The 25,687-nt window shown below is 67.5% G+C and carries 24 protein-coding genes; 6 read left to right on the forward strand and 18 right to left on the reverse strand.

Translation table 11 applies throughout. The annotated features are described in order from the left end of the window. Positions 1–3: 3 nt before the first annotated feature. The gene (locus AZOLI_RS11790; RefSeq protein ID WP_014248875.1) at positions 4–1,335 is read right to left on the reverse strand and encodes a class I SAM-dependent RNA methyltransferase; all 1,332 of its coding nucleotides are present in this window, start codon (positions 1,333–1,335) and stop codon (positions 4–6) included. A gap of 37 nt (positions 1,336–1,372) precedes the next feature. Beyond that, entirely contained in the window at positions 1,373–1,795 is a 423-nt protein-coding gene (locus tag AZOLI_RS11795; RefSeq protein ID WP_014248876.1) for an acyl-CoA thioesterase, read from the reverse strand. 178 nt (positions 1,796–1,973) lie between these two features. Here AZOLI_RS11795 and AZOLI_RS11800 point away from each other — a divergent pair, with 178 nt between their 5' ends. Beyond that, positions 1,974–2,219: a hypothetical protein gene (locus tag AZOLI_RS11800; protein WP_014248877.1), complete on the forward strand. Its 246-nt coding sequence runs from the start codon at positions 1,974–1,976 to the stop codon at positions 2,217–2,219. Positions 2,220–2,222: 3 nt separating this feature from the next. Here AZOLI_RS11800 and AZOLI_RS11805 read toward each other — a convergent pair whose 3' ends face one another. The 5 genes from AZOLI_RS11805 to hemA all read right to left on the reverse strand — a co-directional run bounded on the left by AZOLI_RS11805 (position 2,223) and on the right by hemA (position 6,892). Beyond that, a complete protein-coding gene (locus tag AZOLI_RS11805; RefSeq protein WP_014248878.1) occupies positions 2,223–3,050 on the reverse strand; it encodes an ABC transporter permease in 828 nt (275 codons plus the stop codon). 10 nt (positions 3,051–3,060) lie between these two features. Beyond that, positions 3,061–3,945 carry an ABC transporter permease gene (locus AZOLI_RS11810; RefSeq protein WP_014248879.1) on the reverse strand — a complete coding sequence of 295 codons (885 nt, stop codon included), beginning with the start codon at positions 3,943–3,945 and terminating at the stop codon, positions 3,061–3,063. A gap of 87 nt (positions 3,946–4,032) precedes the next feature. After that, positions 4,033–4,809: an Hpt domain-containing protein gene (locus AZOLI_RS11815; protein ID WP_014248880.1), complete on the reverse strand. Its 777-nt coding sequence runs from the start codon at positions 4,807–4,809 to the stop codon at positions 4,033–4,035. Positions 4,810–4,939: 130 nt separating this feature from the next. Next, positions 4,940–5,497 (reverse strand): hypothetical protein, encoded by a 558-nt coding sequence (locus AZOLI_RS11820; RefSeq protein ID WP_014248881.1) that lies wholly within the window; start codon positions 5,495–5,497, stop codon positions 4,940–4,942. Positions 5,498–5,677: 180 nt separating this feature from the next. Continuing rightward, positions 5,678–6,892, reverse strand: coding sequence for a 5-aminolevulinate synthase (gene hemA, locus AZOLI_RS11825; RefSeq protein ID WP_014248882.1), 1,215 nt, complete (start codon positions 6,890–6,892; stop codon positions 5,678–5,680). A 450-nt stretch (positions 6,893–7,342) separates the two neighbouring features. Between hemA and AZOLI_RS11830 the strand changes: the two genes are divergently transcribed. Continuing rightward, entirely contained in the window at positions 7,343–8,449 is a 1,107-nt protein-coding gene (locus tag AZOLI_RS11830) for a DUF2235 domain-containing protein (protein WP_014248884.1), read from the forward strand. A 91-nt stretch (positions 8,450–8,540) separates the two neighbouring features. On the opposite strand, the gene upp is transcribed toward AZOLI_RS11830, so the two are convergent. From upp to AZOLI_RS11860, 6 genes are all read right to left on the reverse strand, one after another. Then, on the reverse strand, positions 8,541–9,191 hold the full coding sequence (gene upp, locus AZOLI_RS11835; protein ID WP_044550094.1) for a uracil phosphoribosyltransferase: 651 nt from the start codon (positions 9,189–9,191) through the stop codon (positions 8,541–8,543). Positions 9,192–9,287: 96 nt separating this feature from the next. Then, entirely contained in the window at positions 9,288–10,196 is a 909-nt protein-coding gene (locus AZOLI_RS11840; RefSeq protein WP_014248886.1) for a diguanylate cyclase, read from the reverse strand. 94 nt (positions 10,197–10,290) lie between these two features. After that, positions 10,291–10,935, reverse strand: coding sequence for a phosphoribosylanthranilate isomerase (locus AZOLI_RS11845; RefSeq protein ID WP_014248887.1), 645 nt, complete (start codon positions 10,933–10,935; stop codon positions 10,291–10,293). Then, positions 10,932–11,657, reverse strand: a complete 726-nt coding sequence (gene pyrF, locus AZOLI_RS11850) for an orotidine-5'-phosphate decarboxylase (protein ID WP_014248888.1) — start codon at positions 11,655–11,657, stop codon at positions 10,932–10,934. Before pyrF ends, AZOLI_RS11845 begins: the two co-directional genes overlap by 4 nt. A gap of 73 nt (positions 11,658–11,730) precedes the next feature. Further along, positions 11,731–12,294: a biliverdin-producing heme oxygenase gene (locus AZOLI_RS11855; protein ID WP_014248889.1), complete on the reverse strand. Its 564-nt coding sequence runs from the start codon at positions 12,292–12,294 to the stop codon at positions 11,731–11,733. 21 nt (positions 12,295–12,315) lie between these two features. Next, on the reverse strand, positions 12,316–14,190 hold the full coding sequence (locus tag AZOLI_RS11860; protein ID WP_014248890.1) for an ABCB family ABC transporter ATP-binding protein/permease: 1,875 nt from the start codon (positions 14,188–14,190) through the stop codon (positions 12,316–12,318). Between the two features lie 275 nt (positions 14,191–14,465). Here AZOLI_RS11860 and AZOLI_RS11865 point away from each other — a divergent pair, with 275 nt between their 5' ends. Beyond that, on the forward strand, positions 14,466–17,000 hold the full coding sequence (locus AZOLI_RS11865; protein ID WP_014248891.1) for a methyl-accepting chemotaxis protein: 2,535 nt from the start codon (positions 14,466–14,468) through the stop codon (positions 16,998–17,000). Positions 17,001–17,114: 114 nt separating this feature from the next. After that, complete coding sequence (locus AZOLI_RS11870; RefSeq protein ID WP_014248892.1) at positions 17,115–17,303, forward strand: hypothetical protein; 189 nt, start codon at positions 17,115–17,117, stop codon at positions 17,301–17,303. A 9-nt stretch (positions 17,304–17,312) separates the two neighbouring features. On the opposite strand, the gene AZOLI_RS31110 is transcribed toward AZOLI_RS11870, so the two are convergent. The 3 genes from AZOLI_RS31110 to AZOLI_RS11885 form a co-directional block, all read right to left on the reverse strand. Beyond that, entirely contained in the window at positions 17,313–20,675 is a 3,363-nt protein-coding gene (locus tag AZOLI_RS31110; protein ID WP_162488066.1) for a leucine-rich repeat domain-containing protein, read from the reverse strand. Positions 20,676–20,834: 159 nt separating this feature from the next. Next, complete coding sequence (locus tag AZOLI_RS11880; protein ID WP_244442477.1) at positions 20,835–21,416, reverse strand: tyrosine phosphatase family protein; 582 nt, start codon at positions 21,414–21,416, stop codon at positions 20,835–20,837. Between the two features lie 334 nt (positions 21,417–21,750). After that, positions 21,751–22,398, reverse strand: coding sequence for a DTW domain-containing protein (locus AZOLI_RS11885; RefSeq protein WP_014248896.1), 648 nt, complete (start codon positions 22,396–22,398; stop codon positions 21,751–21,753). Positions 22,399–22,831: 433 nt separating this feature from the next. On the opposite strand from AZOLI_RS11885, the gene AZOLI_RS11890 reads away from it, so the two are divergent. Next, positions 22,832–23,014 carry a hypothetical protein gene (locus tag AZOLI_RS11890; RefSeq protein WP_014248898.1) on the forward strand — a complete coding sequence of 61 codons (183 nt, stop codon included), beginning with the start codon at positions 22,832–22,834 and terminating at the stop codon, positions 23,012–23,014. 20 nt (positions 23,015–23,034) lie between these two features. On the opposite strand, the gene AZOLI_RS11895 is transcribed toward AZOLI_RS11890, so the two are convergent. Both AZOLI_RS11895 and AZOLI_RS11900 read right to left on the reverse strand, forming a co-directional pair. Then, positions 23,035–23,898 carry an ImuA family protein gene (locus AZOLI_RS11895; protein ID WP_014248899.1) on the reverse strand — a complete coding sequence of 288 codons (864 nt, stop codon included), beginning with the start codon at positions 23,896–23,898 and terminating at the stop codon, positions 23,035–23,037. A gap of 123 nt (positions 23,899–24,021) precedes the next feature. Continuing rightward, entirely contained in the window at positions 24,022–24,462 is a 441-nt protein-coding gene (locus tag AZOLI_RS11900) for an SH3 domain-containing protein (RefSeq protein ID WP_244442478.1), read from the reverse strand. Positions 24,463–24,813: 351 nt separating this feature from the next. Here AZOLI_RS11900 and AZOLI_RS30360 point away from each other — a divergent pair, with 351 nt between their 5' ends. Then, a complete protein-coding gene (locus tag AZOLI_RS30360; RefSeq protein ID WP_014248901.1) occupies positions 24,814–25,623 on the forward strand; it encodes an EF-hand domain-containing protein in 810 nt (269 codons plus the stop codon). Positions 25,624–25,687 lie beyond the last annotated feature (64 nt).

Here is a 25,687-nt window from a genome sequence, read left to right on the forward strand (position 1 = left end):
TCCTCACCGCTCGAACAACCCCACCAGTTCCACATGGGCCGACCAGAGGAACTGGTCGACCGGCCAGACCTTCACCAGACGATAGCCGCCATCCACCAATACCCTTGCATCGCGGGCGAAGCTCGACGGATTGCAGGACACCCCCACCACCCGTGGCACTTTGCTTCCGGCCAATGCCGCCGCCTGGGCCGCCGCACCGGCGCGCGGCGGATCGAACACCACGGCATCGTAACGATTGAGGTCCTTGGCGCTCAGCGGGGTCTCGAACAGGTCGCGCCGCTCCACCGTCAGCCGCAACCCCTGGACCGAGCGGCCGAGCGCCGCCACCGCCGGCTCGTCACCTTCCACCGCATGAACCGCGGCTTGTTGCGAAAGCGGAATGGAAAAGGTGCCGATGCCCGCGAACAGGTCGGCGATGCGGGCCGCCGGCCCCACCCCCTCGCGCACAGCGGCGACCAGGGCGGCTTCGCCCTCGGCGCTGGCCTGCAGGAAGGCGCCGGGCGGCGGCTGGATCGGAACGCCTGCGAAACGAATGAAGGCCGGGCGTCGGTTCGCCACCGGTTCCGGTGCGGTGCGGTCCGTGGGCTGCCAGGCGATGCGGGCGATGCGCTCCGGCTCGAAAGCGACCAGCGCCTCGCGGGCGGTGCGATCCAGGCTGCGCGGCCCGACCAGCAGCAGGTCGGCCCCGCCCTCCAGATCGGTCAGCACCACGTCGGCGTCGCCGCCGTCGGGCAGGATCTCCGCCAGCATAGCACGCAGCGGCTCCACCAGGGCGAACAGGCGGGGCGCCAGCACCGGACACTCCTCCAGATCGACCAGACGGTGGCTCTGCCGCTCGTTGAAGCCGAACCAGACACGCTTGCCACGCTTCAGCGCCGCAAAGCGGGCGCGGCGGCGGGCACCGGCCGGCGTACGCGCCAGCGGCTCGAACGGAACCTCGCCCAGCCCGACCCTCTCCAGCGCTCCGCGCACCATCCCGACGGTCCAGGTCTCGTACGTCGCATCGTCCATCTGCTGAAACGTACAGCCGCCGCAACGGCCGAAATGGCGGCAGGGCGGCGTCCGGCGACCAGGACCGGCGTCAAGGATTTCAACAAGTTCCGCCCGTACGCCTTCCCCCTTGCCGTCGCTGTCGGCAATGCGTACGCGCACGCGGTCGCCGGCCACCGTATAGGGCACGAACAGACGCAGGCCGTCGGCGAAGGCCACCCCGTCACCGCGGGCGCCGACATCGGTGATGGCCACCTCCAGGTCCCGCGTTTCGGCAGGAGCATGGGGAGTCTTGCGGGCGGGCTGGCGTCCCTTGGCGAAGGGGCGCTTGGCGGGTCGCGTCATGGCGGATTCCGATGGTGCGGGGCTATGGCGCCCCCCTTTACGCCTCCAGCAGCTTGGCGCGCAACGGTTCCGGAATGGGGGTCGGGCGATGGGCCGCCTTGTCGACGATCACCGCCACGGCTTCCTGGGTGGCGATGCAGCGGTCGCCCAGGAAGATGGCGCAGCCCAGAGTGATCGAGCTGGTGCCGACCCGCAGCGTCCGCGCACCGACCCGCACCGTGTTGGGATAGAGCAGCTCCGCCTTGTATTCGATCAGGCTGCGGGCCAGCACGACGGTCCAGGGAACCTCGTCGGTGAAGCCGCCGGCCTCGTGCAGCAGGGCGACGCGCGCCTGCTCGAAATAGACGCCGATGGCGTTGTTGTTGACGTGCCCCACCGCGTCGAGGTCGTTGAAGCGCACTCGCTCCTCCCACCAGAAGCGATAGAGGCCGGGGCTGGTCAGGTCGGGCGTGCCGGTCATGCTGTTCCCTTGCCGTATAGGTCAGTTCTCTTCCGGACTGTGGCGTATGGCCGGGGGTGGCGCAAGCCCGGCCTCCCGTTTACGGCCGCTATTTGCGGCGGACCCCGCGAATTCCCGCGCCAACCGCCGATTGGGCGTGTTATTGGAGTCGGACCAACCCTCCGCAACGGACCGGACGATGAGCAAGGACACCACCAACCAGACGGCCGAGGCGCTGTTCGAAAAGGCGCTGTCGATCGCCGAAAAGCATCTGGATGAGGCGATCAAGGAAGGTGGCCCGCTCGGCCCCTACATCGCCGTCGCCATGATCGAGGCCGCGGTGAACGCCGCCGTGGACGAGACCAGCCACGAAGACGTGATCGACATGCTGCGCGACCTCGCCGCCCAGATCGAGGCGGACGCCGACGAGGCGGAAGAGGACTGAGTCTCAGGCCGACTCCAAGGCTTCTGCGGGACCTGCCTGCCGGCGCGCCTCGCGCCGGCGCAGGATCTCGTAGACGACGGCGCCCAGGATGGTCAGCGCGATCAGCACCAGCGACAGCGCGTTGACCGCCGGGGTCAGGCCGGTCCGCACCTTGGTCGCGATGTAGACGGTCAGGGTGGTGTCCAGCCCGCGCACGAACAGCGTGGTGTTGTAGTTCTCGAAGCTCTGCAGGAAGGCCAGCAGGGACGCCGACAGGATCGCCGGCATCAGGTACGGCAGCGTGATGCGCCGGAACACCTGCCCATGCGTGGCGCCGAGGTCGAGCGCCGCCTCCTCCAGCACCGGGTCGAACCGCTCCAGCCTTGCCGAGAACAGCAGCATGGCATAGGCGGCGATGAAGCTGGACTGCGCGACCACGGTCAGGAACAGCCCGCCGCTGACCCCGAACCACTCCCGCCAGAACACCAACGTCGAAATGCCGACGATCACCCCCGGCGTCAGCAGCGGCGATACCATCAGCGCATAGAGAAAGGTCTTGGCCCGGCTGTGCAGCCGGTCGAGCAGCAGGGCCGCCGCCAGCCCCAGCGGCACGGCCAGCGCGATCACGCCTGCCCCCACCAGCAGGCTGGTGCCCAGCGCCGCCCACATGCGCTGGTCGTCCCACAGCGCCTGGAACCAGCTCAGCGTGAAGCCCATCCAGGGCGTCACGGTGGGAAAGCGGCTGCTGTTGAAGGTCGCCGCCGCCATGATGCCCAGCGGCAGGAACAGATAGCCGAAGAACAGCACCAGATAGGCACCGGTCAGCAGGCGGCGGAGGCGAGCGGCGGTCATGGTTGCGGGCTCATTTCGCGATATCCGCCAGCCCGACGCGGAACAGCCGCATCGCACCGAGGATGAAGCCGATGCACAGCACCAGCAGGATGAAGGCGTAGGCCGCCCCCTGGTTCCAGTTCCCGCCCTCGAAGAACCAGTTGTAGATGATCTCGGTGAACCAACGGCTGTTCGGCCCGCCCAGCAGGGCCGGCACGGCATAGCTGCCGGCCGCCAGCATGAAGGTCATGATGCAGCCGACGGCGATGCCGGGCTTCGCATGGGGCAGCACGATGCGGCGGTGGATGCGCAGCCAGCCGGCGCCCAGATCCCGCGCCGCCTCGATCTGGTTGCGGTCCAGCGATTCGATGGCGTTGTAGAGCGGGAAGACCATGAACAGGATGTAGACATACACCATGCCGACGATCACCCCGCCGTCGCCGCCCAGGAAGCGCTGCGGCTCGTCGATGATGCCGAGCCCCAGCAGGATCGCGTTCAGCGGCCCGTTGAAGGCCAGGATGATGTACCAGGAGAAGGTGCGCAGCAGCTCGTTGATCCAGAAGGGCACGACCAGCATCAGGATCAGCAGCGGCAGCCGCCGCTTCGGCGCCACCTGCGCCAGATAGAAGGCGACCGGATAGCAGACGGCCAGCGTGGTCAGCGTGACCAGGGCGCTGGCCCAGATCGTCTTCAGGAAGATCGCCAGATGGATGCTGTTGGTCCACAGGGTCAGGTAATTCTTGACCGTGAACACATCCTCAGGTCCGCCGAGCTTGGACGGCGGCAGCGACGGCCGGAAGGAGAAGCCGATCATCATCAACTGCGGCAGCACCACCAGCAGCGCCAGCCACAGCGCCACCGCCAGCAGGATCGCCCCGGTCAGGACCGGGCCGTACCGGCGAAGAATCTCCGTCATTCGGGCACTGCTCCAGCCTGTTGGACCGGCCCGACGCCTATCATGGCGATTCCCGCCGGCGCAAGCGCGGCTATATGACGATGACGTTCAGCCGAGATTGTGCTTGGCCACCACCGCGGCGAAATCGTCGCCGAAATGCTCGCCGACGCGGATGACGGAGACGCCGTGCGGGATTTCCTTCAGCGACGGGTGGTCGAGGTTCAGCGAGGTCAGCAGAGCCATCGGCACTTGGTGGGTCACGCTCATGGCGCGCAATCCGCGGATCAGGTCGAGGCCGGACAGGCCGTCCATCACCATCGAGGCGATGACCATGTCCGGGGGCACGCGGACGGCAAGGCTGATCGATTCGATGGGGTCGGTCACCGTCATGGTGCGGAAGCCGCAGGCCGCCAGCTCCGTCCCCAGCTTCTTGGCGACGACCTTGGAGGGGGTGACCAGCATGATCTCGACGTTGCGGACCTCGACGTCGGTGACCTGGAATTCGTAGCGCACCGGCAGGGCGCGGATGATCCGGTTGGTCTCGGCCAGCAGCGGCTGTTCGGCGCGGTCGACCAGTTCGGAGATGCGGTCGATGAAGATCTGGGCGTCGATCAGCTGCTTCTCGTCCAGCCGCTTCAGGCCGCTGAGGTAATCCTCCAGACGGTGGGCGACGAGGCTGACGGTGGGATAGCCGAAGCTGGTGCCCATGCCCTTGAAGTTGTGGGCCTCCAGCCGCAGCACGCCGATGGTCTCGACATCGCTGCGCTGGCCCTTCACGCGGTCCGCCAGCGTCGCGTTCATCAGCTCCAGCCGATCGCGCGCATCGTCCACGAACTCCATGCGCAAGCGGTCTTCGAGGTCGTCGGTCGACAGGTACGAGGCCATGGAGCGGATTCCGGCACGGGGGAAAGGAGTACCCCGAAGGTACACCAAAACGGTGCGCCGAAACAGACGCGGCGCGCCCCTATGTGCAGGGACGCGCCGCGCGTAACGAAATCACCGGGTCATGAAACGGTCAGAGCCGCGCCAGCAGCCCCTGGAACCAGGCCAGACGGTCTTCGGCCTGGGCGATGTCCAGATCGAGCCAGGAGGCGAAGTGGCTGTCGCTGCCGACGTCGCTGCCGACATCGGCCCGCTTCAGATCGCCCAGCCGGGCCAGCTCGGTCTCGCAGAGAGCCACGAGATTGTCGATCTGGTCGCGCTGCGACTCGACGTCCAGCAGGTGCAGGAAGCGCAGCTTCAGCGCGATGACCAGCTTGTTCAGCCCGTCGGCCGACGGCGCGCGGACATTGGCACGCATCAGCGTCCCGAACTCCGCCCGGCCGGCGTCGGTCGGCCCCAGCAGGGCATTGTCTTCCATGCCGCTGCCGTCCAGCGCCTCGATCAGCCCCTCGTAGCGCAGCATCTCCAGCGAGGTGCCCATCAGGTCCAGCGACGGCCCCATGATGCGGTCGAGGAAATGACGCACCGAGCCGGCCAGATCGGCGTAGCGCAGCGGACCGCCCTGGATCAGGGTGCCCAGGACGACGAGGCGCACGGCCTCCTTCGGCATCAGCGAGTTGTCACGGTACATGGCGAACCCCCTGGGCGATGCCCCGGAAAGACAAAAGGACGGCACGGCCGCAGCCGGCCCGCAGCGAAGAAACTGCGAACCGGTCGCAACACTATCCCTAAGTTAGGGATGGCCGACCCATATGTCCAGAGGACAAAATGTCCCTACCGACAAAGGGGCTATTGAGGGGGAGCTTTCGCCTCAGGCCGCGAGCCGCAAATCCAGCCGGCTCCACACGTCCAGCAGCGCGTCCACCAGCATGCCCATCTGCGCATCGCTGTGCAGCGGGGTCGGGGTGAAGCGCAGCCGCTCCGTTCCGCGCGGGACGGTGGGGTAATTGATCGGCTGGACGTAGATGTTATGCCTCTCCAGCAGCTCGTCCGAGGCCCGCTTGCAGCGATGGGCATCGCCGACCATCAGCGGAACGATGTGGCTGACCGACGGCATCACCGGCAGGCCGGCATCGGCGAACATCCGCTTCAGGGTGGCCGCACGCTCCTGATGCTTCGTCCGCTCGGTCTGGCTGTTCTTCAGGTGGCGGATGGAGGCCAGGGCGCCCGCTGCCAGGACCGGCGACAGCGAGGTGGAGAAGATGAAGCCGGCGGCGAAGCTGCGGACGCAGTCGATCAGCGCGGTGGAACCGGTGATGTAGCCGCCCTGCACGCCGAAGGCCTTGCCCAGCGTTCCTTCGATGATGGTCAGCCGGTCCATGGCACCGTCGCGCTCGGCCACGCCGGCGCCGCGGGCGCCGTACATGCCGACGGCGTGCACCTCGTCCAGATAGGTCATGGCGCCGTGCTTGTCGGCGACGTCGCACAGGTCATGGATGGGGGCGATGTCGCCGTCCATCGAGTAGACGCTTTCGAACGCCACCACCTTGGGCCGGCCGGGAGCGATGCCGGACAGCAGCTCGTCCAGGTGCTTGGGATCGTTGTGGCGGAAGATGTGCTTCTCGGCGCCCGAGTTGCGGATGCCGGTGATCATCGAGTTGTGGTTCAGCGCGTCCGACAGGATCACGCAATTGGGCAGGATCTTGCCCAGCGTGGTCAGCGTCGCGTCGTTCGACACATAGCCCGAGGTGAAGAGCAGCGCCGCTTCCTTGCGGTGCAGGTCGGCCAGTTCGCGCTCCAGCAGCACATGGTAGATGTTGGTGCCGGAGATGTTGCGGGTGCCGCCGGCACCGGCGCCGACCTGGTCCAGCGCGTCGTGCATCGCCTTCAGCACGTTGGGGTGCTGGCCCATGCCGAGATAGTCGTTGGAGCACCAGACCGTGACCGGACGCTCGCGCCCGTTGGAATCGCGGAAGGTCGCCGTCGGGAAGTTGCCCGCATGGCGTTCCAGATTGGCGAACACCCGATAGCGGCCGTCCTGCTTCAGGGTCGCAATCTGGTTGCGGAAGAAAGTCTCGTAATCCATCGCGCGTTCCCGTTCGCGTTCATTCACACGGTCGGCTGCACCGGTTGAAGGCATATGGGCTAGGCCATTCGGTCGGCGCATCGAAGAGGATGGCATGATCCTTACCGTCACGCCACCCGGCATTGATCGAAATCAAGCCAATGTCATATGGGACCTTCGCACAAGTGGCAGGCACCCATGTCCTGCGGATGCCGTATGTCGGCTTCCCGCCGACAGCACGGCCATGTGACCCTTGACTTGACCGAAACGGCAATTACAGGGGCGGAACCTTTCGGCATAACCATGGCTGCAATCAAGGAATATGTGCGTATGTCCGCACCGCCCCCAGCGAACGGTTGCGGCACACATGCAGCAGCATTCCGGGGTTGTGTCCATTTTCAACAAATCTGTTGAAGGGGAAAAAATATCGCTGCCATCATCTCCTGCGAGCAGGCCAGCAGGGAGGGCAAGATGGCGAAGCGGATCGTCCTGTGTTTCGACGGCACCTGGAACACGCCAGGCAGCGGCAATCGGCCCGACAAGGACAACGAGGCGGCGACCAACGTCTGGAAATTCCACAAGTCGGTTCTCGGCAACGCCCCCGACGGCATGGCGCAGATCAGCCATTACGACTCCGGCGTCGGCACCGACGACGAGGGCGGGTTCCTCCATGACTGGTTCGACAAGGTTTTCGGCGGCGCCTTCGGCCTCGGCATCGACAAGAAGATCAAGGACGGCTACCGCTTCCTCGCCTCGGAGTACAATGACGGCGACCACGTCTTCATTCTGGGCTTCTCGCGCGGCGCCTACACCGCCCGCAGCCTCGTCGGCCTGATCCGCAATGCCGGGCTGCTGCCGGCCGACAAGTTGAACCAGACCGACGCGGCCTATGCGCTCTACCGCAAGCGGGACGACGGCCCCGACGTGGACGAGGCGAAGCAGTTCCGCGATACCCATGGATCGACGCCGATCCCCATCCATTTCCTCGGTGTCTGGGACACGGTGGGCGCGCTCGGTGTGCCGCTCGGCATCTGCGACCATCTGGACGAGGAGCTGTACGGCTTCCACGACACCGAACTCAGCAGCCTTGTCCGCAACGCCTTCCAGGCGCTGGCGATCGACGAGCACCGCAAGACCTTCGCCGCCAACCTGTGGGATCCGAAGGACAAGCCGGCACAGCGGATGGAACAGCGCTGGTTCGCCGGCTGCCATTCGAATGTCGGCGGCGGCTATGACGACGACAGGCTGTCGGACATCGCGCTGAAATGGATGATGGAGCACGCCGAATCCTGCGGGCTGGCCATCGACCCCATCTGGGTGCCGGAGGTGACGACCGACAACGCGCTGGGCACCATCGTGGATTCCTATGCCCGCTTTCTGGACGGGGTCGGCAAGCTGGTGGAGCCGCGCCATTACCGCCCGGTCTGCGTCCTGCCCTACGGCGAAGAGAACCTGCACGCATCGGTGCCGCAGCGCGCCGCCGGCGATGCGGGCTATGCGCCTCCCAATATCGGCTACCGCAAGGCGCTGGTCCAGTTCGGTGCCGTGCGGGCGGCGGAGCCGGCCACGGCCAGCTGACGGGGGCCCCGGCTGACCGGAAGGACCCGACGGAAAACGGGGCGGAGCCGTCCTCCGGCGCCCGCCCCGTTTTCCTTGGCTTGATCGGTCCTTACTTGGTGCCGAACATGCGGTCGCCGGCATCGCCCAGGCCGGGAACGATGTAGGCGTCCTCGTTCAGGTGGCTGTCCAGGGCGGCGGTGAAGACCTTCACGTCCGGATGCGACTCGTGGAAGCGGCGCACGCCTTCGGGGGCGGCGACCAGCGCCATGAAGCGGATGTTGTGGTCGTCGACGCCATGGCGGTTCAGCACGTCGCAGGCATGGGCGGCGGAATTGCCGGTCGCCAGCATCGGATCGACGACGATGAACAGCCGCCCCTCGGCCGGCGGCAGCTTCACCAGATATTCGTGCGGCTGCTTGGTCTCGTGGTCGCGGTAGAGGCCGATATGCCCCTCGCGCGCCGACGGCACCAGTTCCAGCAGACCGGCCGACATGCCGAGCCCGGCGCGCAGAACCGGCACGACTGCCAGCTTCTTGCCCAGGATCACCGGCGCGTCCATCGGCTGCAGCGGCGTCTCGATCCGCTCGGTGGTCAGCGGAATGTCGCGTGTCAGCTCATAGCCCATCAGCAGCGAGATCTCGCGCAGAAGGGTGCGGAACCCGCCGGTCGACCGCTCCTTGTTCCGCATGTGGGTCAGCTTGTGCTGGATCAGCGGATGGTCGAGGATGAACAGGTTGGGGAACTCGGGCTGGGTGCGCATGGAATCCGGATCGCGGCTGACAATAAGGTTGGCCCGATCGTACCGCGCCAGAGGGGCCGGGGCCAAGGGGGCTGACCGGACAGCTGCCGTTAACCCCTATCCACGCCCCGCCTTCGCCGCCGCCGGCTTCGGTTCCGGACGGTCGATGCCGTAGCGGATCACGCGGTTGCGGCCGGAATTCTTGGCCTGATAGAGCGCGCGGTCGGCACAGACCACCAGATCGTCCACGGTGAGGTCGGACACCGCCTCCACCAGCCCGAAGGAGGCGGTGACGGGGATCACCCGGCCATCGGGCAGCACCACCGGCGAGCGCATCAGGTCGACGCGCAGCCGCTCGATCACCTCATAGCCCTCGTCAAGCCTGGTTTCCTTCAGGCAGACCAGGAACTCCTCGCCGCCCATGCGGAAGGCCTCGTCGAAGCTGCGGACGCCGCGGCTGATGACGGCGGCGGTTGCGGCCAGCACCCGGTCGCCGATGTCGTGGCCGTAGCTGTCGTTGATGCCCTTGAACTTGTCGATGTCGCACAGCGCGACGCAGAAGGGCTGGCCGGTGCGGCTGTAGCGGTTGTGCTCGCGCTCCAGCGCCTCGCCCATGCCGCGCCGCGTGCGCAGGCCGGTCAGCGGGTCCAGGCCGGAGGCGGCGGCGGCGAAGGCGCGCTCCATCCGGCGCAGATGCAGCATGAACTCCTCGAAGCGGCCGATCACCCCTTCATACTCGGCCTCGGTCGGCGGCTCGCCGCCGGACGCCTTCAGCAGGATCAGCCGGGCCTGCCGGTGCATCTGCTCGTGCAGGTTGGCCAGCTTCTGCACCGCCGGCTGCTGCAGCAGGTCGTCGCGGCGCGCGGCCTGGCACCATGCCTCGAAGGAGGCCGGGGCCGACGACCGCTCCCCGCCGCGGCCCTCACGGTAGAAAACGGCGCGCTGCCACTGGCCGACCCAGCGCAGATGCTCGTCGAGCACGGCGCCGAGCGCCTCGGTTGTGGACGGAGTGGTCGAATCGCTCATGGGCGCATCCTACCCGACGGCGCAAGGTCCCGCCATGCGATCAAGATAAGCCGAAGCATTCGTCTAAAACAGGTCGCTTTCGGGCAAAACGTCCCTAAAGCCCCGTGACCGTCGACAGGAAGGCGCGGACCAGCGCCGGATCCTTGTGGCCGGGGCGGTCCTCCACGCCCGACGACACGTCGACCTCGGTGGCGCCGGTGACGCGCACCGCCTCCGCCACATTGTCGGCCGTCAGACCACCCGACAGCATCCAGGGGCGCGGCCAGCTGCGGCCGGCCAGGATCGTCCAGTCGAAGGCGATGCCGTTGCCGCCGGGCAGTGCCGACACCTTGGCCGGCGGCTTGGCATCGAACAGCAGCCGGTCGGCCACCTCCGCCGCCTCCAGCGCCGCGGTCAGGTCTTCCGGCCCGCCGACCCGGATCGCCTTCATCACCGGCAGGGCATAGCGGGCCTTGATCTCGGCGATGCGGCGCGGCGTCTCGCTGCCGTGCAGCTGGATCAGGTCGAGCGGGACCTGCCCGGTGACATGTTCCAGGAACTCGTCGTCGGGATCGACGAATAGCCCGACGGAGCGCACGCCGGTCGGCAGCAGCCGCGCCAGTTCCGCCGCCATCGGCGGCGCGATGGCGCGCGGGCTGCGCGGGTAGAAGACGAAACCGACATAGCGCGCCCCGCCGGCGACGGCGGCGCGCAGGCTCTCGGGCTCGGTCAGGCCACAGATCTTGGCGGCGACGGTCATGCGGTCCCCCCAAAATTATCATGGATTTCGGCGACGATGCGGCGGGCGGCGGCGGCCGGGTCGGGATCGGCGGTGATCGGGCGGCCGATGACCAGATGGTCGGCCCCGGCGGCCAGCGCCTCCGCCGGGGTCATGATGCGCTTCTGGTCGTTGGTGGCGGCCCAGGCCGGGCGGATGCCGGGCACCATCAGGATGAAATCGGGTCCGCAGGCCGCGCGGACCAGCGCCACCTCGGCCGGGGAGCAGACGACGCCGTCCACCCCGGACGCCTTGGCGAGCCTGGCCAGCCGCACCACCTGGTCTGCCACCGGCACCGACTGCCCGACGGCACCGAGATCGCCCTCGTCCAGGCTGGTCAGAACGGTGACGGCCAGGATCTTCGGACGATCCGCACCGGCAGTCGCCGCCGTCTCCGCCGCCGCGCGCATCATCGCCGGCCCGCCGGAGCTATGGATCGTCATGAAGGCCGGCTTCAGCGGCAGCGCCGCGCGCACGCCGCCCGCCACCGTGTTGGGGATGTCATGCAGCTTCAGGTCGAGGAACAGCGGCGGCCCGTCCTCCCCCACCACGGCGCGGACGCCGGCCGGCCCCTGGGCGATGAAGAACTCCAGCCCCAGCTTGATGCCGCCGACGGCCCCGGCCACCTGCCCGGCGATGCGGCGGGCGGCGTCGATCTCGGTGGTGTCGACGGAGCAATAGATGCGCGAGGCTGGCGCGGTCATGGGCAGGCGGTCTCCAGAAACCCGAATGCGAATGGTGCGGCACCCTAGCAAGGGATGGGGCCATGCGCCAGTTTCAACCCCTCTGCTCCCCCCACTGCTCCGCCGTCCACCGTTCCAGCGCTGCGAACAGGCCGGCGGCGGTGGCGCAGGCGACGGCCAGCGCCGCCGGATCGGCAAGCTCCTCCTCCAGCCGGACCATCAGCGCCTTCCAGGCGCCGGCCATGTCCAGCCCGTCCGACGCCAGGAAGCGCGCGCCGCGCCGGGCATCGAACCCCAGAGCGCGGGTGATCCCCGGCAGCATCGCCCGACCGCCATGGGCCGAGCCGTCCAGGACGTAGCGCGCCGCCAGCCGGGCCGGCGAGTTGTCGAGCGGCGGCAGGCCCCCCAATTCCGGCAGCGCGTCCGGATCGGTGCCGAGAACCCGCAAATCCTGGCGCAGCAGCGCCATCCGCGCCGAACCAGCCTCCCCCAGCGCCCGCTCGACCGGCGCGTTGAAGCCATGGAGCACGGCCAGCGCGCGGGCATACTGGTCGGCCGTGATGTCCGGCCGGACCAGCGGCTGCAGGACTGCCGCCTTGTCCAGCCGGTCGTGGCTTTCCCGCGTCGCGGCGCGCAGCGCCTGCCTTGCCGGTCCCATGCCTCCCGTTCCCCGTTCCGGTCAGGTCGGCGCCAGCACGCCGGGCAGCGGCGTCGGCCCCTGACTGGACTCCTGCTGCCGCGCCCACAGGGCGGCATAGGCGCCGCGGGCGGCCAGCAGGTCGGCATGACGGCCGCGCTCGATCACCCGGCCGGCCTCCAGCACCAGGATCTCGTCGGCGTCGATCACGGTGGACAGCCGGTGGGCGATGACCAGCGTGGTTCGGCCGCGGCTGACCTCGCGCAGGTTGGCCTGAATTTCGCGCTCCGTGTGGGTGTCGAGCGCGCTCGTCGCCTCGTCGAACAGCAGGATCGCCGGGTCCTTCAGGATGGTGCGGGCGATGGCGACGCGCTGCTTCTCGCCGCCGGACAGCTTCAGCCCGCGCTCGCCCACCGTGGTCTGATAGCCGTCGGGAAGCGCCATGATGAAGTCGTGGATGTGGGCCAGCCTTGCCGCCCGCTCCACCTCCGCCGGGCTGGCGCCGGGGCGGCCATAGGCGATGTTGTAGAAGACGGTGTCGTTGAACAGCACGGTGTCCTGCGGGACGATGCCGATGGACGCCCGCAGCGAGGCCTGGGTGACGTCGCGGAGGTCCTGTCCGTCGATCGTCACCCGACCGCCATTGACGTCGTAGAAGCGGAACAGCAGCCGGCTGATGGTGGATTTGCCCGCCCCGGACGGGCCGACGATGGCGACCGTCTTGCCAGCCGGCACGGTGAAGCTGACATCCTTCAGGATCGCCCGGCGCGGGTCGTAGCCGAACTCCACATTCTCGAAGCGCAGCTCCGCCCCGTCGATCTGCAGCGGCTTGGCATGGGGCGAGTCGGCCACCTCGCGGTCGACCGCCAGAAGCGTCACCATCGATTCGATGTCGATCAGCGACTGCTTGATCTCGCGATACACGACGCCGAAGAAGTTCAGGGGCTGGTAGAGCTGCAACAGGTAGGTGTTCACCAGCACGAAGTCGCCCAGCGACATCGTGCCGTCGGCGATGCCCTTGGCGGCCATGCCCATCACCACCGCCAGCCCCAGCGAAATGATCGCCGACTGGCCGACATTCAGCAGCGACAGGCTCTGCTGGCTGCGCACGGCCGCCGCCTCATAGCTCTGCAGGGCGCCGTCATAGCGGCGGGCCTCATGCTCCTCGTTGCCGAAATACTTGACCGTCTCGTAGTTCAGCAGGCTGTCGATGGCCTTGGTGTTGGCCTTGCTGTCGGTGTCGTTCATCAGGCGGCGGAACTTGATCCGCCATTCCGACACGAAGAAGGTGTAGAGAATGTAGCCCATCACCGTGACGAAGGTGGCCAGCGCGAACCAGACGCTGAACAGCTTCCACAGGATGGCGCAGACCAGCGCGATCTCCACCAGCGTCGGCACGATGGAGAACAGGGTGTAGCGCAGCAGCGACTCGATGGCCCGGGTCCCGCGCTCCAGCGAGCGGGTCAGGCCGCCGGTCTGGCGTTCCAGATGGAAGCGCAGCGACAGCGCGTGCAGGTGCCGAAACACCGACAGCGCCACCTTGCGGATGGTCCGCTGCGCCACCGTGGCGAAGACGGCGTCGCGCAGCTCGGCGAAGATCAGCGAAGTGACGCGGGCAAGGCCGTATGCGACGATCAGTCCCAGGGGGATGGCGACGGCCGCTCCCACCCCCGCCCCGCCGGCCGGGGTCAGGGCGTCCACCGCATGCTTGTAGAAGATCGGCACATAGACGTTGGCGACCTTCGCCCCCACCAGCAGGAGCATCGCCAGCACCACCCGCACCCGCGTTTCCACGGACTCTTGCGGCCAGATGTAGGGGGCAAGCGAGCGGATCGCCGCGCGCAGATCGCCGGAAGGACGGGAGAAGGCGCTGGAATCGGGGCTGGCCGGGGGGCTTGGCGGAAGACTGCGGCGCATCGGTCTGTTCAGGTCTCGGGGACTGTTCGGGAAAATGTGCCGGGGATGGCGCCCTTCCGAAGAGCCGTCGCGAATGGTTGGGATCAGGCGACCTAACCTAGGGATCCGTGCAGCGTCGTCAAAGGGGCATGTCACCTCTTTGGCACGTTTTTGGCGCGGCATTGGGCAGCCTGCGGTGCATTTCCTATCGCCATGGCAACGGACTGGAAACCATCTTCCTCTACCCTGCCGGGCGTATCGCGTTCGATCCGCACCGCAGACCAAGGCATTTGACCATGCAGAACGCCAGTTTCGCCGGCCGCTTCAAGGTGGGTACCCGCATCCAGGTGGGTTTCCTTCTGATCCTTGCCCTCCTCGTCCTGGTGGCCGCGCTGGGAGTCCGGTCACTGTCGACGGTGGAGGCGGGCTTCACCCGCTACGCGTCGATTTCGGACAACTCGCTCACGATCTCCGACATCGACGGCTCGGTCGCCAACATGCGCCGGAACGTGGTCAACTATTCCTTCTCCGGCAACAACGCCCTGATCGCACCGATCCAGGCGCAGCAGAAGAAGCTTGCCGAATCGCTGCGCATCGCGCGCGATGCCACGCTGGACCCCGGCCGCCGCGCCAACATCGAGCGGATGATCCAGCAGTTCGACGCTTACAGTGTCGATTTCGGCAAGCTGGTGAAGCTGCGCGAACAGCGCGACCGGCTGGTGTCCGAAGAACTGATGCCGCTGGGCATCAAGGCGCGTGAGGGGCTGAGCCAGGTCACCGCCACCGCCATCGCCGCCGGCGACTTCGAATCCGCCGCCTATGCCGGGCAGGCGCAGGAAACCCTGATTCTCGCCCGCCTCAGCGCACAACGCTACCTGACCGACCCGAATGCGAAGTGGGAAGGGGAGGTGCACACCCGCTTGGACGGCTTCATCAAGACCGCCACCGCGCTGGCCGCCCGCCTGACCGATCCGGCGCAAAAGCGCGCCGCCGAGGATTCGGCGCAGACCGCGAGCCGCTATCTGGACAGTTTCAAGCGCGTGGTCACCGCCCTCGGCGACGCCCAGACGCTGGCCTTCAGCACCATGGCGAAGGAGGCGGAGGAATTCGCCGATCTGGTCGAGAAGACCGTCGCCTTGCAGTCCGATGTGCGCAAGACGGTGCTGACCGGCGCGCAGGCCGACATGGAGAAGACCTCCACCCTGCTGATCGGCATGGCGGTCGGCGCCGTCGCCCTCGGCATCCTGATCGCGCTGGTCACCGCGCGTTCCATCGTCCGCCCGGTGGTCCAGATGACCGGCACGATGACCGAACTGGCCGCCGGCAACCTCGCCGTCGACGTTCCCGCCCTTGAGAACCGCGACGAGATCGGCCGCATGGCCAAGGCGGTCCTGGTGTTCAAGGAGAACGCCATCGAGAAGAAGCGGATGGACGAGGCCGAGCGCGAACGGCTGGAGGCCGAACGCCGCACCGCCGAGGCCCAGCGCGCCCGCGAACAGGCCATCGGCGAGGAGATCGCCGGCCTGATCGACGCCGTGTCGAAGGGCGACCTGGAACGCCGCATCGATCTGGCCGGCAAGGACGGCTTCTACAGGACCATGTCGGAGGGCATCAACCGCCTGACCGACACGGTGGAGGCGGTCATCGCCGACCTGGGCGAGGTGCTGAGCGCGCTGGCCCAGGGCGACCTGAACCGCCGCGTCACCCGCGACTATCAGGGTGCCTTCGAGCGGGTGAAGACCGACGTCAACGCCACCTCCACCCGGCTGGCCGAGATCGTCGGGCAGATCACCCAGGCGGCCGAGACCATCGCCGCCGCCGCCGCCGAGGTGTCGCTCGGCTCCTCCGACCTCGCCGACCGCACCGAGCAGCAGGCTTCTTCGCTGGAGGAGACCGCGGCCAGCATGGAGGAACTGGGGGCGACCGTGCGCTCCAACGCCGACAACGCCCAGCGTGCCAACGTGATGGCGACCCAGGCCCGCAGCTCCGCCGAATCGGGCGGCGGCGTCGCCGGCTCCGCCATCGAGGCGATGCGCCGGATCGAGGAATCGAGCCGCAAGATCACCGACATCATCGGGGTGATCGACGAGATCGCCTTCCAGACCAACCTGCTGGCGCTGAACGCGGCGGTCGAGGCGGCCCGTGCCGGCGATGCCGGACGCGGCTTCGCCGTGGTGGCGCAGGAGGTGCGGCAGCTCGCCCAGCGTTCCGCCCAGGCGTCGAAGGAGATCAAGGGCCTGATCCTGGACAGCGACGCCCAGGTCAAGGACGGCGTCGATCTGGTCAGCAAGGCCGGCGAGGCGCTGCAGGGCATCGTGTCGGGCGTGCAGCAGGTGGCGACCCTGATCGCCGAGATGGCCTCGGCCTCGGCCGAGCAGGCGACGGCGCTGGACGAGATCAACTCGACCGTCGCCAACATGGACGAGATGACGCAGAAGAACGCCGCCCTGGTGGAGGAGACCACCGCCGCCGCCCAGGCGATGAGCGGTCAGGCCGGCGACCTGAAGGCGCTGGTCGGCTTCTTCAAGTTCGATCAGGCCGTCGGTTCCGGCTATGCCGCGGCACCCCACGCCATGACCGGCGCCTACTCCGCCCCGGCCACCCGCCGCGCCCCGGCCCATACCTCCACTCAGGCCTCCACCCAGGCCCCGGCGCGCGCTACGGCCGCCAAGCCGGCGGCGAAGCCTGCCGCCCGCGGCGCCGGCACCGCCCACGGCCATGTCGCGGCCAAGCCCGCGGCCCGCACCGACGCCCCGGCGCGCGGCACGGCGACGGCGGTCCCGGTGCTGAAGCACAGCGTCAGCGACGACGACGACTGGAAGGAGTTCTGAGCGGCGGGGACAAGCCGGCCTTTGCGCTAAAAGCCTGAATTAACGAATCGGTGGGGATTGCGTGCTGCAATTCCCACCGATTTCGTTTTTAGGCTCTCGTTCCTGGAGGACGCCATGTCCCGCCGCCCCATCAGGCACCGCCTTCTCCCCCTCGCCGCCCTGCTGCTGGGCGGTTCGCTGGCTGGCTGCGGTGCCGTCACCGGCGTGGCCGGCGGCGCCGTAAGCCTCGCCGGCACCGCCGCGGACATCGCCGGCACGGTGGCCGAAACCTCGGTCGACGTGGTGACCTACCCGCTGCGGTGAGGCGGAGCGTCAGGCCGGCGGATCGTCGAAGCCATAGGCCAGCAGCTCCTCAAGATTGCCCGGCCGCAGGATGCTGTTCATCGTCGCCAGGATGTCGGCGACGTAGAGGTAGTAGGCCTGCATCCGGCGCAGTTCATTCATACCGTCCTGCCCCAGCTTTGTTGCCCCATCTTGGGTAAAGCTGTTCAGTTCCTTGAACTCAGCCTGCCAGTAAGCCCCCCATTTGACACGATCCACTGCTTTTCTTATCGAGAAGCCCGGCACGATGTAGACGCGGACGCGCTTCAGGAAATCGCCACTGTCCTGACAACTGGTCCGCCATATCTCGCTGAGTTCGAACATACAGTTCGGCGATTCCAGATATCCTTTGCTGAGAATGACAAAGATACGGTCGCCCGCACCGATCCGGCGCATGAAGTCGGTGATGCTGTCGCCGATCTTCAACTCGTTCTTGTCGCGCCGGATGATGTGCCCGCGCTCTTTCGCCTTCGCGCACAGATCGTCGATGAGCTTTGTGTGTTCCCTGCCTTCCGGACTGTCATCGCCCCAGGAATAGGACACGAAGCATTCCGGCCCCTGCGGCGGCTTATCGAAAACCAAGGGTGTTTCCTCCCGTTCGGGTTTGCTGCGCTTGGGATGGTCCACATTCTCGGCCCGCAGGCCGATGCGGCTTTGCGCCCGCTCGACGATCCCGATCAGGCGGTCGAGCAGCAGGGCGGCCTGCCCCTTCTGGGTCCGCACCCGGATTTCGCCCTGCCAGGACTCGGGACCGGTCGGCACCTGTTCGATGCGCAGGCGGCTGCCGCAGGTCTTCTCATAGCCGCAGAGCCCGCCCTTCCAGTAGAGCGCGCGGTCGCCGGCCTTTTCGCCGATCTCCGCCATGATGGTGCGGATCAGGCCGTCATGCAGCAGGGGATAGCGGAAGACCGCCTGCTCCGTCGGCAACTCCTCGTCCCACAGCCCGCCGAGATCGTCGCGGACGCTGTCCTCCGCCGGCAACAGGTCGGGGGCGATGTATTCCACCACCCGCTCCCGGCCGTCCGGGATCTCGCGGTGTTTGAAACAGATGCCGCAGGACAGCATCATGCTGACGAACAGCGCCCGGTCGGCCGGCAGATGATCCGCCCACACCAGCCGGTCGAGCAGGTCGCGGGTGAAGCGGCCGTTGTTGTGGCGGATCTGCTGCAAGGCGCCGCGGTCGCGGTCGAAGACGGCATAGATCGCCTCCAGCGCCCAATTCTGGTCCAGCACGACATGGTTGTGGAACAGGCCGGGCCGATGGAACACGGTGCCTTCGGCGTCCAGCCAGACCAGCAGAGCCTCCGGCGAGGACACGTCGTCCTTTTCGGCACAGATCGCCGTGAACGCCTCCATGGTCAGCAGGCGGTGGCGCCGTTCGGCTGGCGGGCGGGCTTCGTCCTCGTCCCGCATCTGCTCCAGCCGGCGCTGGACCCGCAGACGGCCGGCACCGACCTTCGCCACCCCCAGCCGTTCCGAATCGCGCATCCACTCGACGGCATCGCGCAGGCAGTCCCTGAGGGCGTCGAAACGCCGTCCGGTCTCGGCGCTGACCCTCAGGATGTCGCAGTAGCGGTCCGGGGCGTTCAGCAACCCGTCCGGGGCGGGGGGACGGGCCTCCTCCTGGTCCTTGCGTTCGCACCGGGTCTGGATCACCAGACGCGGGCTGTAGCGGTGCCCCTGGTGATGCGCCACAGCCAGCCAATAGGGCAGCGGCTGGTTGCGGAACTCCAGCCCGCCATACGTATGGGTCGGCTCGTTTTCGACCTTGCGCGCCCACACCACCGCCAGCAGGGCCGGGCTGCTCAGGAACAGGGCATGCGCGCCGTGATAGATGTCCTGGCCGCCGAAATCCCAGACATGCAGACGGATCTGCGACTCCCCATCCAGATCGATCCGCCCGATCCGGATGCCGTGGGTCGAGACCGACTCGGACTCGAACGGCAAGCCGGCCAGTTTGCGGGCGATCTGCGTCTTGCCGACCCGGCCATTGCCGAGCAATAGCAGCTTCACCGTTGGGACGGCCTCCTCACCGGCCGCAAGGTCCGCCCAATGGGCACGCAGCCGATCCAGGCAGTTGTCATCAGGTTCCTGAGACAAGACCCCTGCCGTGGGAATGCCCGGGATTTCGACATTGTAAAGATACAACTCCTGCAAACTGCTCAGACCGCTGAGCGGGAACAGGTCGCTCACAGACGTGTCGGAACAGGATAGCTCCTGCAAGCCGCTCAGACCGCTGAGCGGGGATAGGTCACTCACCGACGTGACGGAACAGTACAACTGCTGCAAGCCGCTCAGACCGCTGAGCGGGGACAGGTCATTCACCGACGTGCCGGAGCAGGACAACTGCTGCAAGCCGCTCAGACCGCTGAGCGGGGACAGGTCGCTCACTGACGTACCGGAACAGTACAACTGCTGCAAGCCGCTCAGACCGCTGAGCGGGGACAGGTCGCTCACAGACGTGCCGGAGCAGGACAACTCCTGCAAGCCGCTCAGACCGCTGAGCGGGGACAGGTCGCTCACAGACGTGCCGGAGCAGGACAACTCCTGCAAGCCGCTCAGACCGCTGAGCGGGGACAGGTCGCTCACAGACGTGAGGGAACAGTCCAACTGCTGCAAACCATTCAGACCGCTGAGAGGGGACAGGTCGCTCACCGACGTGCCGGAACAGGACAACTCCTGCAAGCCGCTCAGACCGCTGAGCGGGAACAGGTCGCTCACAGACGTGCTGGAGCAGGACAACTGCTGCAAGCCGCTCAGACCGCTGAGCGGGAACAGGTCGCTCACAGACGTGCTGGAACAGTCCAACTGCTGCAAGCCGCTCAGACCGCTGAGCGGGGACAGGTCGCTCACAGACGTGCTGGAACAGGATAACTGCTGCAAGTCGCTCAGACCGCTGAGCGGGGACAGGTCGCTCACAGACGTGAGGGAACAGTCCAACTGCTGCAAGCCCCTCAAACCATTGAGCGGGGACAGGTCGCTCACCGACGTGCCGGAACAGTTCAACTGCTGCAAGCTGTTCAGGCCGTTGAGCGGGGACAGGTCGCTAACCGACGTGAGGGAACAGTCCAACTGCTGCAAACCATTCAGACCATCGAGCAGGACTAAATCGGCGATGTCCGACGCATCAATTATTAAAGTTCGGAGAAGTCCAAAAGATGAAAATCTATGTTGCTGGGCGCAAATTTTGTTCCCAGCAAAATCACTCCACCAATCCGCCCCCAAATCCAATTCTTGGAGATGCTTTAGGGCGAACAATTCCTCCGGCAGCCATTCCAGTTCCAGGTTCCGCAGGCTCAGCCGTCCGGTCCGCTGCTCCGCTTCCTCGGCGATGCGCTCCAGTGCGATCGCCATGCCGTCCTGCTTCGGAGTCTTCTCAGTTACCATAAGTTTCACTGCCCGGACCTTCGACGCCGCCGCCGTTCGATCCGGTCAGTTTAGCACAATCCCCGCATACCCCACATGGGCGGATCATCGTCTTGAGGTGATCCGCCCCTGCGGCGGTTGCAGCCGTCAGTCGATCAAATCCTCGACCTCGCGGATGCGGCCGTTGTCGATCATGAACTGGACCAGTTCGGGGCGCTGCTTGCCCAGCGTGACATGGCGCTGGCGCACGGCGGCGACCAGTTCGCCCCGGCGGCCGAGGATGTCGTCGGCGAATTCGGTCATGCGCAGGTTGGGCCAGGTCTGGGCGCGGATGGCGACCACGGCGGCGACGGCGTCGGCGGCCGGGCGGTCGGGCTGGGCCTGGGCCAGGATCATGGTCAGGGCGGCGGTGGAGCGCGACACGCCGGCATGGCAGTGGACCAGCAGATGGCGGCAGTCCACCGGCTCGGCCAGCAGGTCGCGGCCGAAGGCCAGGATGCGCTCCACGTCCGCGCGTTCCGGCGCGATCTGGCCGCGGGCCGGCTCGATGATGTCGTGGAAGCGCAGTTCCAGCCGCTCATGCTCGCCGTAATCGCCGAAGTCGCTCGGCTCCGTCATCTCGGGGTCGAGGATGGACAGCACATGGCTGACCTTGCCGCCGCCGAAATTGCAAAGCTCGCTGAGACCGCAGACGGTCAGGCCGAAGGGAACGAAATCGCTGGCCATCATTCTCTCGTTCGATTGCGGATAAGGGGGGAAGCGCGGGGTCGGGGCCTGCATTTGGCACCCCGCGCCGCGCCCCCGTCAACCCGGCAACCCTTCGCATGTGGGCCACTTCGCCCGGATAAGCCCGATCAGAACACGTTGAACAGGTACAGCAGGATGATGATCGGGATCGGAATGCCGACCAGCCACAGCAGGATGCCTCGCACGGCGCGTCTCCTTCCTTCGGTCCGATGGATGTTCCGGCCGGCTCGGTCCCGGCCCAGCAACCATCGTCAACGGCCGAGTCGCCGGTTCGTTGCAGCGGCACGACCGAGCGAAGGAGATGCGCCGAAGGAGATCAGTCCTCCCCGCCGCCCTCCCCTCCGTCCTCGCCATCCGCAGCTCCGCCGGCATCGTCGCGCGGGGGCTGCGCGGCAGGGCGCGGGCGGGGCTGGCGCAGCTTCTTCAGCAGCAGGGAGAAGGGCTTCAGCGCGGTGTCGAGGATCGCCTGATCGCCCTCCAGCCGCGACAGCAGGAAGGCGCCGGCCTCCAGGGTGGAGACGCTGTCGCGCCGCGGCTCCTTGCGCGCCTGCCCGTAGAGCGAGCGGAACTGCGGGTTCAGCACGATGCGGCGGCACTTCAGCAGCCAGGCATTGCGCCACCACAGGGTCTTGGCCTGGCTCCAGGTGCCGTCCAGGACGATGACGCCCTCCAGCTCCTCCAGGATCTCGGCGCTGTCGCGCAGCGGCTGGCCGTTCTTGTCGACCACCGCCACCTCGGCCCGCGGAGCGCCGCCCTCCTGCACCGGGCCGAGATACAGCACGCCCCAGCGCTTGGGATCGACCTCGCGCCCCAGGATGCGCTTCAGCCCCGGCCAGCTCAGCCCGACCTTCACCATCGAATTGGCGAACTGCAGATGGGCGATCTGGGCGGTGCCGAGATTCTCGCGCTTTTCCTGCGGGTGCTGCAGGATCAGCAGGAACACGCCGTTGTCGATCGGCTGCACTGCCTCGCAAATGCACAGGTGATTAGGCTTTAGGCAGGTGGGGCAGGATTCGGGTACGGGGGCGCTGTGCATGGGAGGTACGCATTCCTTGAAGAGGATTGGCCGCGAATATGGGTTGGAATGGCCAAGAAGGAAACACATCTCACTCGCAGAGCGGCGGCTGCCGACCGAACGGTGACCGCCGCCACGGCATGTACGACAGATCCCCCCACCAACACCCCCGTGTCATACCGGTTCATCTGGGTTCAAAGTGGCTTCGTATAAACCGTTTGTAGAGACTTATTCGTGTGTCATGGACCTCGTGTGACGCGCTTAACAGCTGGCCTGGAACTTGCGTAGTTAGTATCCAGGCAAACAGGACGACGGGTGGGCCAGGACCGGCCTTTGTCAGGCTGATCCGCGGTGCCATCCGGCGCTCAGAAGGAGACCTGCCATGCTGCCCGCCCACCTTGCCGACCGCCTGCTGAAGCAGCGCCGCGATGCCGAAAGCGCGGAATTCGCCCGCCAGCTGCCGCTCTACGCGCCGCTGGACGCTGACGATCCCCGCTGGATGACCGAGCCGGACGACTCGGAACAGGCCGCCCGCCGCGAGCCCGATTGGGCGACCGACTACTGAGCGGCACCTCCTGACGGCACTCACCGGCCGGCGGCAGCCGGGCGGTGATCCGACAGGCCGCTTTCCCGGCTTGACTGTCGGGTGTCGGACATCTGCCACCGGTTTCCGGCCCTGGGCTCTCCAGCATCGCGCCAGCCCTCCTCCTCGCGGATGAGGGTCCAGCGGCCCGGACGGCCGCCACGGCAGCGTTCCAGCGCGACGGACCAGCGCGGCGCTCCCAATCCCGGCAAGCCTCCGGCCGGGCGCGGAGCCGCATCCTCTTCCTCATCCCGGCTGGGTGCCGCATCCAGCCGCCAGCGCGTCACCGCGGCGCTGAGCCCTTCCGGCCTTCCGCCCCTGCGGCCCGGCATGCCTGCGCCAAGATCCAGCAGGAAGCCGGTCACCCCCGACGACTCGGCGGCCAGCTGCAGCCGCCGGCTGGCGGTGAGGTCCAGCCCCTCCAACTCGCCCAGCACCGCCGACAGGGCGGAGCAGCGCAGCGCCTCCTCCATCGCCCACAGCGCATCGACCGCCCGCACCGCCCGCACCGCCACCAGCCGGTCCGGCGTCAGCCCATAGGCCGCCAGACCCGGCGCATAAAGGTCGCGCCCGCGCAGGATCCACAATGCCGGAGCCTTCGGCGTCGCCAGCCGGCCCAGCAGAGTCGCGGCGAAGCCGGTGCCCGCACCCGGATCCTCCGCCGTCACCGCATGCAGGCAGCCCAGCGGCAGCCCGCCATCGGGCAGATGCGCGTCGATGGCCTCCACCCCGAAGGGCAGGGTCCGCCCGCCCTCCCCGCCCGCCCCCTCGATCCGCCGGATGCGCGCGCGCAGCTCGGCCAGCACGCCGGCACGGTCGCGCGGCGCAGACTCCGCGGGCATGGAGGGGGACGGCAGGGTGGACATGACTCGGCTCCGCTCGACAGGCATATGTTCCTGATATGTTCTATCACGGAGCCTTGTCGAGGGGGAGTCTGCGACTCCTGTCTTGTTCTGGGACCGGATGTGCCGGGCCTCGGATCGCCCGGTTCAGTTGGCGATGGGGGTGGCGCCGATCTTGCCGCGCGGTGCCGCCTTGATGGTCGGGCCGGCATTGTCGACGGGCTTTTCCAGGGTGGTGGAGGTGCCGCGGCTGCCGCGTGGCGTGTTGCCCTTCAGGCTCAGCAGGTGCAGCCGGACATAGGCGGTGGAGCCGCCGGCCTTCACCGCGACCCAATCGCTGTTGCGCACCCGGCCCAGCGTGCTGACCGCCTGCCCGGCGCCCAGCGTGGCGACGACGCCCGACCCGGCGGCGGGCTTTGCATAGACCGGTGTCGGTCTGTCCACCTGCCATTCCCCATACATGGGCTCCAGCCCGGCCCCGCTGTCCGGTGCGGTGCGCACGGTCGGCGGGTTGGGGATGCGCTGGTACGGCATGCAGCCGGGAACCGTCAGCGTGACCAGGGCCACCATCAGCGGAAGGGTACGCACGCGCCGGATCATCGCTCACCTTGAACGGGGCAGAGTGAAGGCAGGAAGGCCATCGGCCTTCGGCGCGACCATACAGGAGGCGGGCTCCTCTTCGCCACCGCAGCGCAACCGGGATCGCTATGCGCTTTTTGGGACGGCCGGATCGAAGAAGCGGGGCCGGCATCGAAAATTTTAGTGAAATCGCCTGTTTCGCCGCAGCCCCCCTGCGCAGGAGTCCCCGCCGGCCCGCGTATCTTGATCGTCGAGACGCCCGAGACGAGCCCGCCGGCCCGTGTCAGAGGACGTCCGCGCCAAATACGGCAGTCCTTCACGACGGCGGATTACGCCGGCAAATCAAGGGGGCATCGGGCCATGATTTCCTCCCTCGGCAGTTCCGGCAGCGCCGCGACGCTGCAGAAATTCTTCTCGAAGGCCGACGCCAACAGCGACTCGTCGCTGACGACGGACGAACTGCTGAGCACGCTCGGCGAGACCTCCGCCGCGTCCGACAGTTCCAAGCTGTCCTCGGCGGTCGACAGCCTGGTCAAGAGCCTGGACAGCGACAGCGACGGATCGCTCAGCGCGACGGAGTTCAGCTCCTTCTCCAGCCAGTTCGACTATGGCAGCGGCAGCGCCCTGCTGGCGGCACAGGAGCAGGCGGGCGCGATGCGGCAGCAGTTCGCGCAGAACCTCTATTCCAGCCTGGACAGCGACAGCAGCGGCGGTGTCAGCGCCGATGAGCTTTCCTCCGCCCTGACCTCCGCCGGCCAGACCGACACCGACGCGTCGCAGCTGTTCAGCAGCCTCGACAGCGACGAGGACGGCACGATCTCGGAAGACGAACTGACCAGCGCCCTGGACGAGGCGGAGGCCAACCGTCCGCCGCCACCGCCGCCGCCCGCGAACGACAGCAGCGCTGCCAGCGGCACCAGCACGACATCCGCCACATCCGCGGCCTCATCGTCGTCCTCGGCCTCGTCGGGCGGCACCGCCTCGGCGTCTGCGGGCGGCACGACCAGCTACGATCCGCTGGACACCAACCAGGACGGCTATGTCTCGGAAGAAGAGAAGATGGCCGCCTATGGCGGGACCGCGCAGCAAAAGAGCGGCGTGACCTCCAACCGCCTCAGCGGCGACATGCTGCGGACTTTGATGCAGGGCATCAACGAGGTTGCCGCGTAAACGTGTGGGTTCGGATGCGCGGCACGGGAGAAGGCGGTCGGCGGGTGGCGCCGGCCGCCTTTTC

The sequence above is a fragment of the Azospirillum lipoferum 4B genome, from assembly GCF_000283655.1.
GTDB classification, from domain to species: Bacteria; Pseudomonadota; Alphaproteobacteria; order Azospirillales; family Azospirillaceae; genus Azospirillum; species Azospirillum lipoferum_C.

Excerpts from the sequence above, each read along its gene's own strand:
- AZOLI_RS11790 (WP_014248875.1), bottom strand. The coding sequence starts at position 1,335 with ATGACGCGACCCGCCAAGCGCCCCTTCGCCAAGGGACGCCAGCCCGCC.
- AZOLI_RS11795 (WP_014248876.1), bottom strand. The coding sequence starts at position 1,795 with ATGACCGGCACGCCCGACCTGACCAGCCCCGGCCTCTATCGCTTCTGG.
- AZOLI_RS11800 (WP_014248877.1), top strand. The coding sequence starts at position 1,974 with ATGAGCAAGGACACCACCAACCAGACGGCCGAGGCGCTGTTCGAAAAG.
- AZOLI_RS11805 (WP_014248878.1), bottom strand. The coding sequence starts at position 3,050 with ATGACCGCCGCTCGCCTCCGCCGCCTGCTGACCGGTGCCTATCTGGTG.
- AZOLI_RS11810 (WP_014248879.1), bottom strand. The coding sequence starts at position 3,945 with ATGACGGAGATTCTTCGCCGGTACGGCCCGGTCCTGACCGGGGCGATC.
- AZOLI_RS11815 (WP_014248880.1), bottom strand. The coding sequence starts at position 4,809 with ATGGCCTCGTACCTGTCGACCGACGACCTCGAAGACCGCTTGCGCATG.
- AZOLI_RS11820 (WP_014248881.1), bottom strand. The coding sequence starts at position 5,497 with ATGTACCGTGACAACTCGCTGATGCCGAAGGAGGCCGTGCGCCTCGTC.
- hemA (WP_014248882.1), bottom strand. The coding sequence starts at position 6,892 with ATGGATTACGAGACTTTCTTCCGCAACCAGATTGCGACCCTGAAGCAG.
- AZOLI_RS11830 (WP_014248884.1), top strand. The coding sequence starts at position 7,343 with ATGGCGAAGCGGATCGTCCTGTGTTTCGACGGCACCTGGAACACGCCA.
- upp (WP_044550094.1), bottom strand. The coding sequence starts at position 9,191 with ATGCGCACCCAGCCCGAGTTCCCCAACCTGTTCATCCTCGACCATCCG.
- AZOLI_RS11840 (WP_014248886.1), bottom strand. The coding sequence starts at position 10,196 with ATGAGCGATTCGACCACTCCGTCCACAACCGAGGCGCTCGGCGCCGTG.
- AZOLI_RS11845 (WP_014248887.1), bottom strand. The coding sequence starts at position 10,935 with ATGACCGTCGCCGCCAAGATCTGTGGCCTGACCGAGCCCGAGAGCCTG.
- pyrF (WP_014248888.1), bottom strand. The coding sequence starts at position 11,657 with ATGACCGCGCCAGCCTCGCGCATCTATTGCTCCGTCGACACCACCGAG.
- AZOLI_RS11855 (WP_014248889.1), bottom strand. The coding sequence starts at position 12,294 with ATGGGACCGGCAAGGCAGGCGCTGCGCGCCGCGACGCGGGAAAGCCAC.
- AZOLI_RS11860 (WP_014248890.1), bottom strand. The coding sequence starts at position 14,190 with ATGCGCCGCAGTCTTCCGCCAAGCCCCCCGGCCAGCCCCGATTCCAGC.
- AZOLI_RS11865 (WP_014248891.1), top strand. The coding sequence starts at position 14,466 with ATGCAGAACGCCAGTTTCGCCGGCCGCTTCAAGGTGGGTACCCGCATC.
- AZOLI_RS11870 (WP_014248892.1), top strand. The coding sequence starts at position 17,115 with ATGTCCCGCCGCCCCATCAGGCACCGCCTTCTCCCCCTCGCCGCCCTG.
- AZOLI_RS31110 (WP_162488066.1), bottom strand. The coding sequence starts at position 20,675 with ATGGCGATCGCACTGGAGCGCATCGCCGAGGAAGCGGAGCAGCGGACC.
- AZOLI_RS11880 (WP_244442477.1), bottom strand. The coding sequence starts at position 21,416 with ATGATGGCCAGCGATTTCGTTCCCTTCGGCCTGACCGTCTGCGGTCTC.
- AZOLI_RS11890 (WP_014248898.1), top strand. The coding sequence starts at position 22,832 with ATGCTGCCCGCCCACCTTGCCGACCGCCTGCTGAAGCAGCGCCGCGAT.
- AZOLI_RS11895 (WP_014248899.1), bottom strand. The coding sequence starts at position 23,898 with ATGTCCACCCTGCCGTCCCCCTCCATGCCCGCGGAGTCTGCGCCGCGC.
- AZOLI_RS30360 (WP_014248901.1), top strand. The coding sequence starts at position 24,814 with ATGATTTCCTCCCTCGGCAGTTCCGGCAGCGCCGCGACGCTGCAGAAA.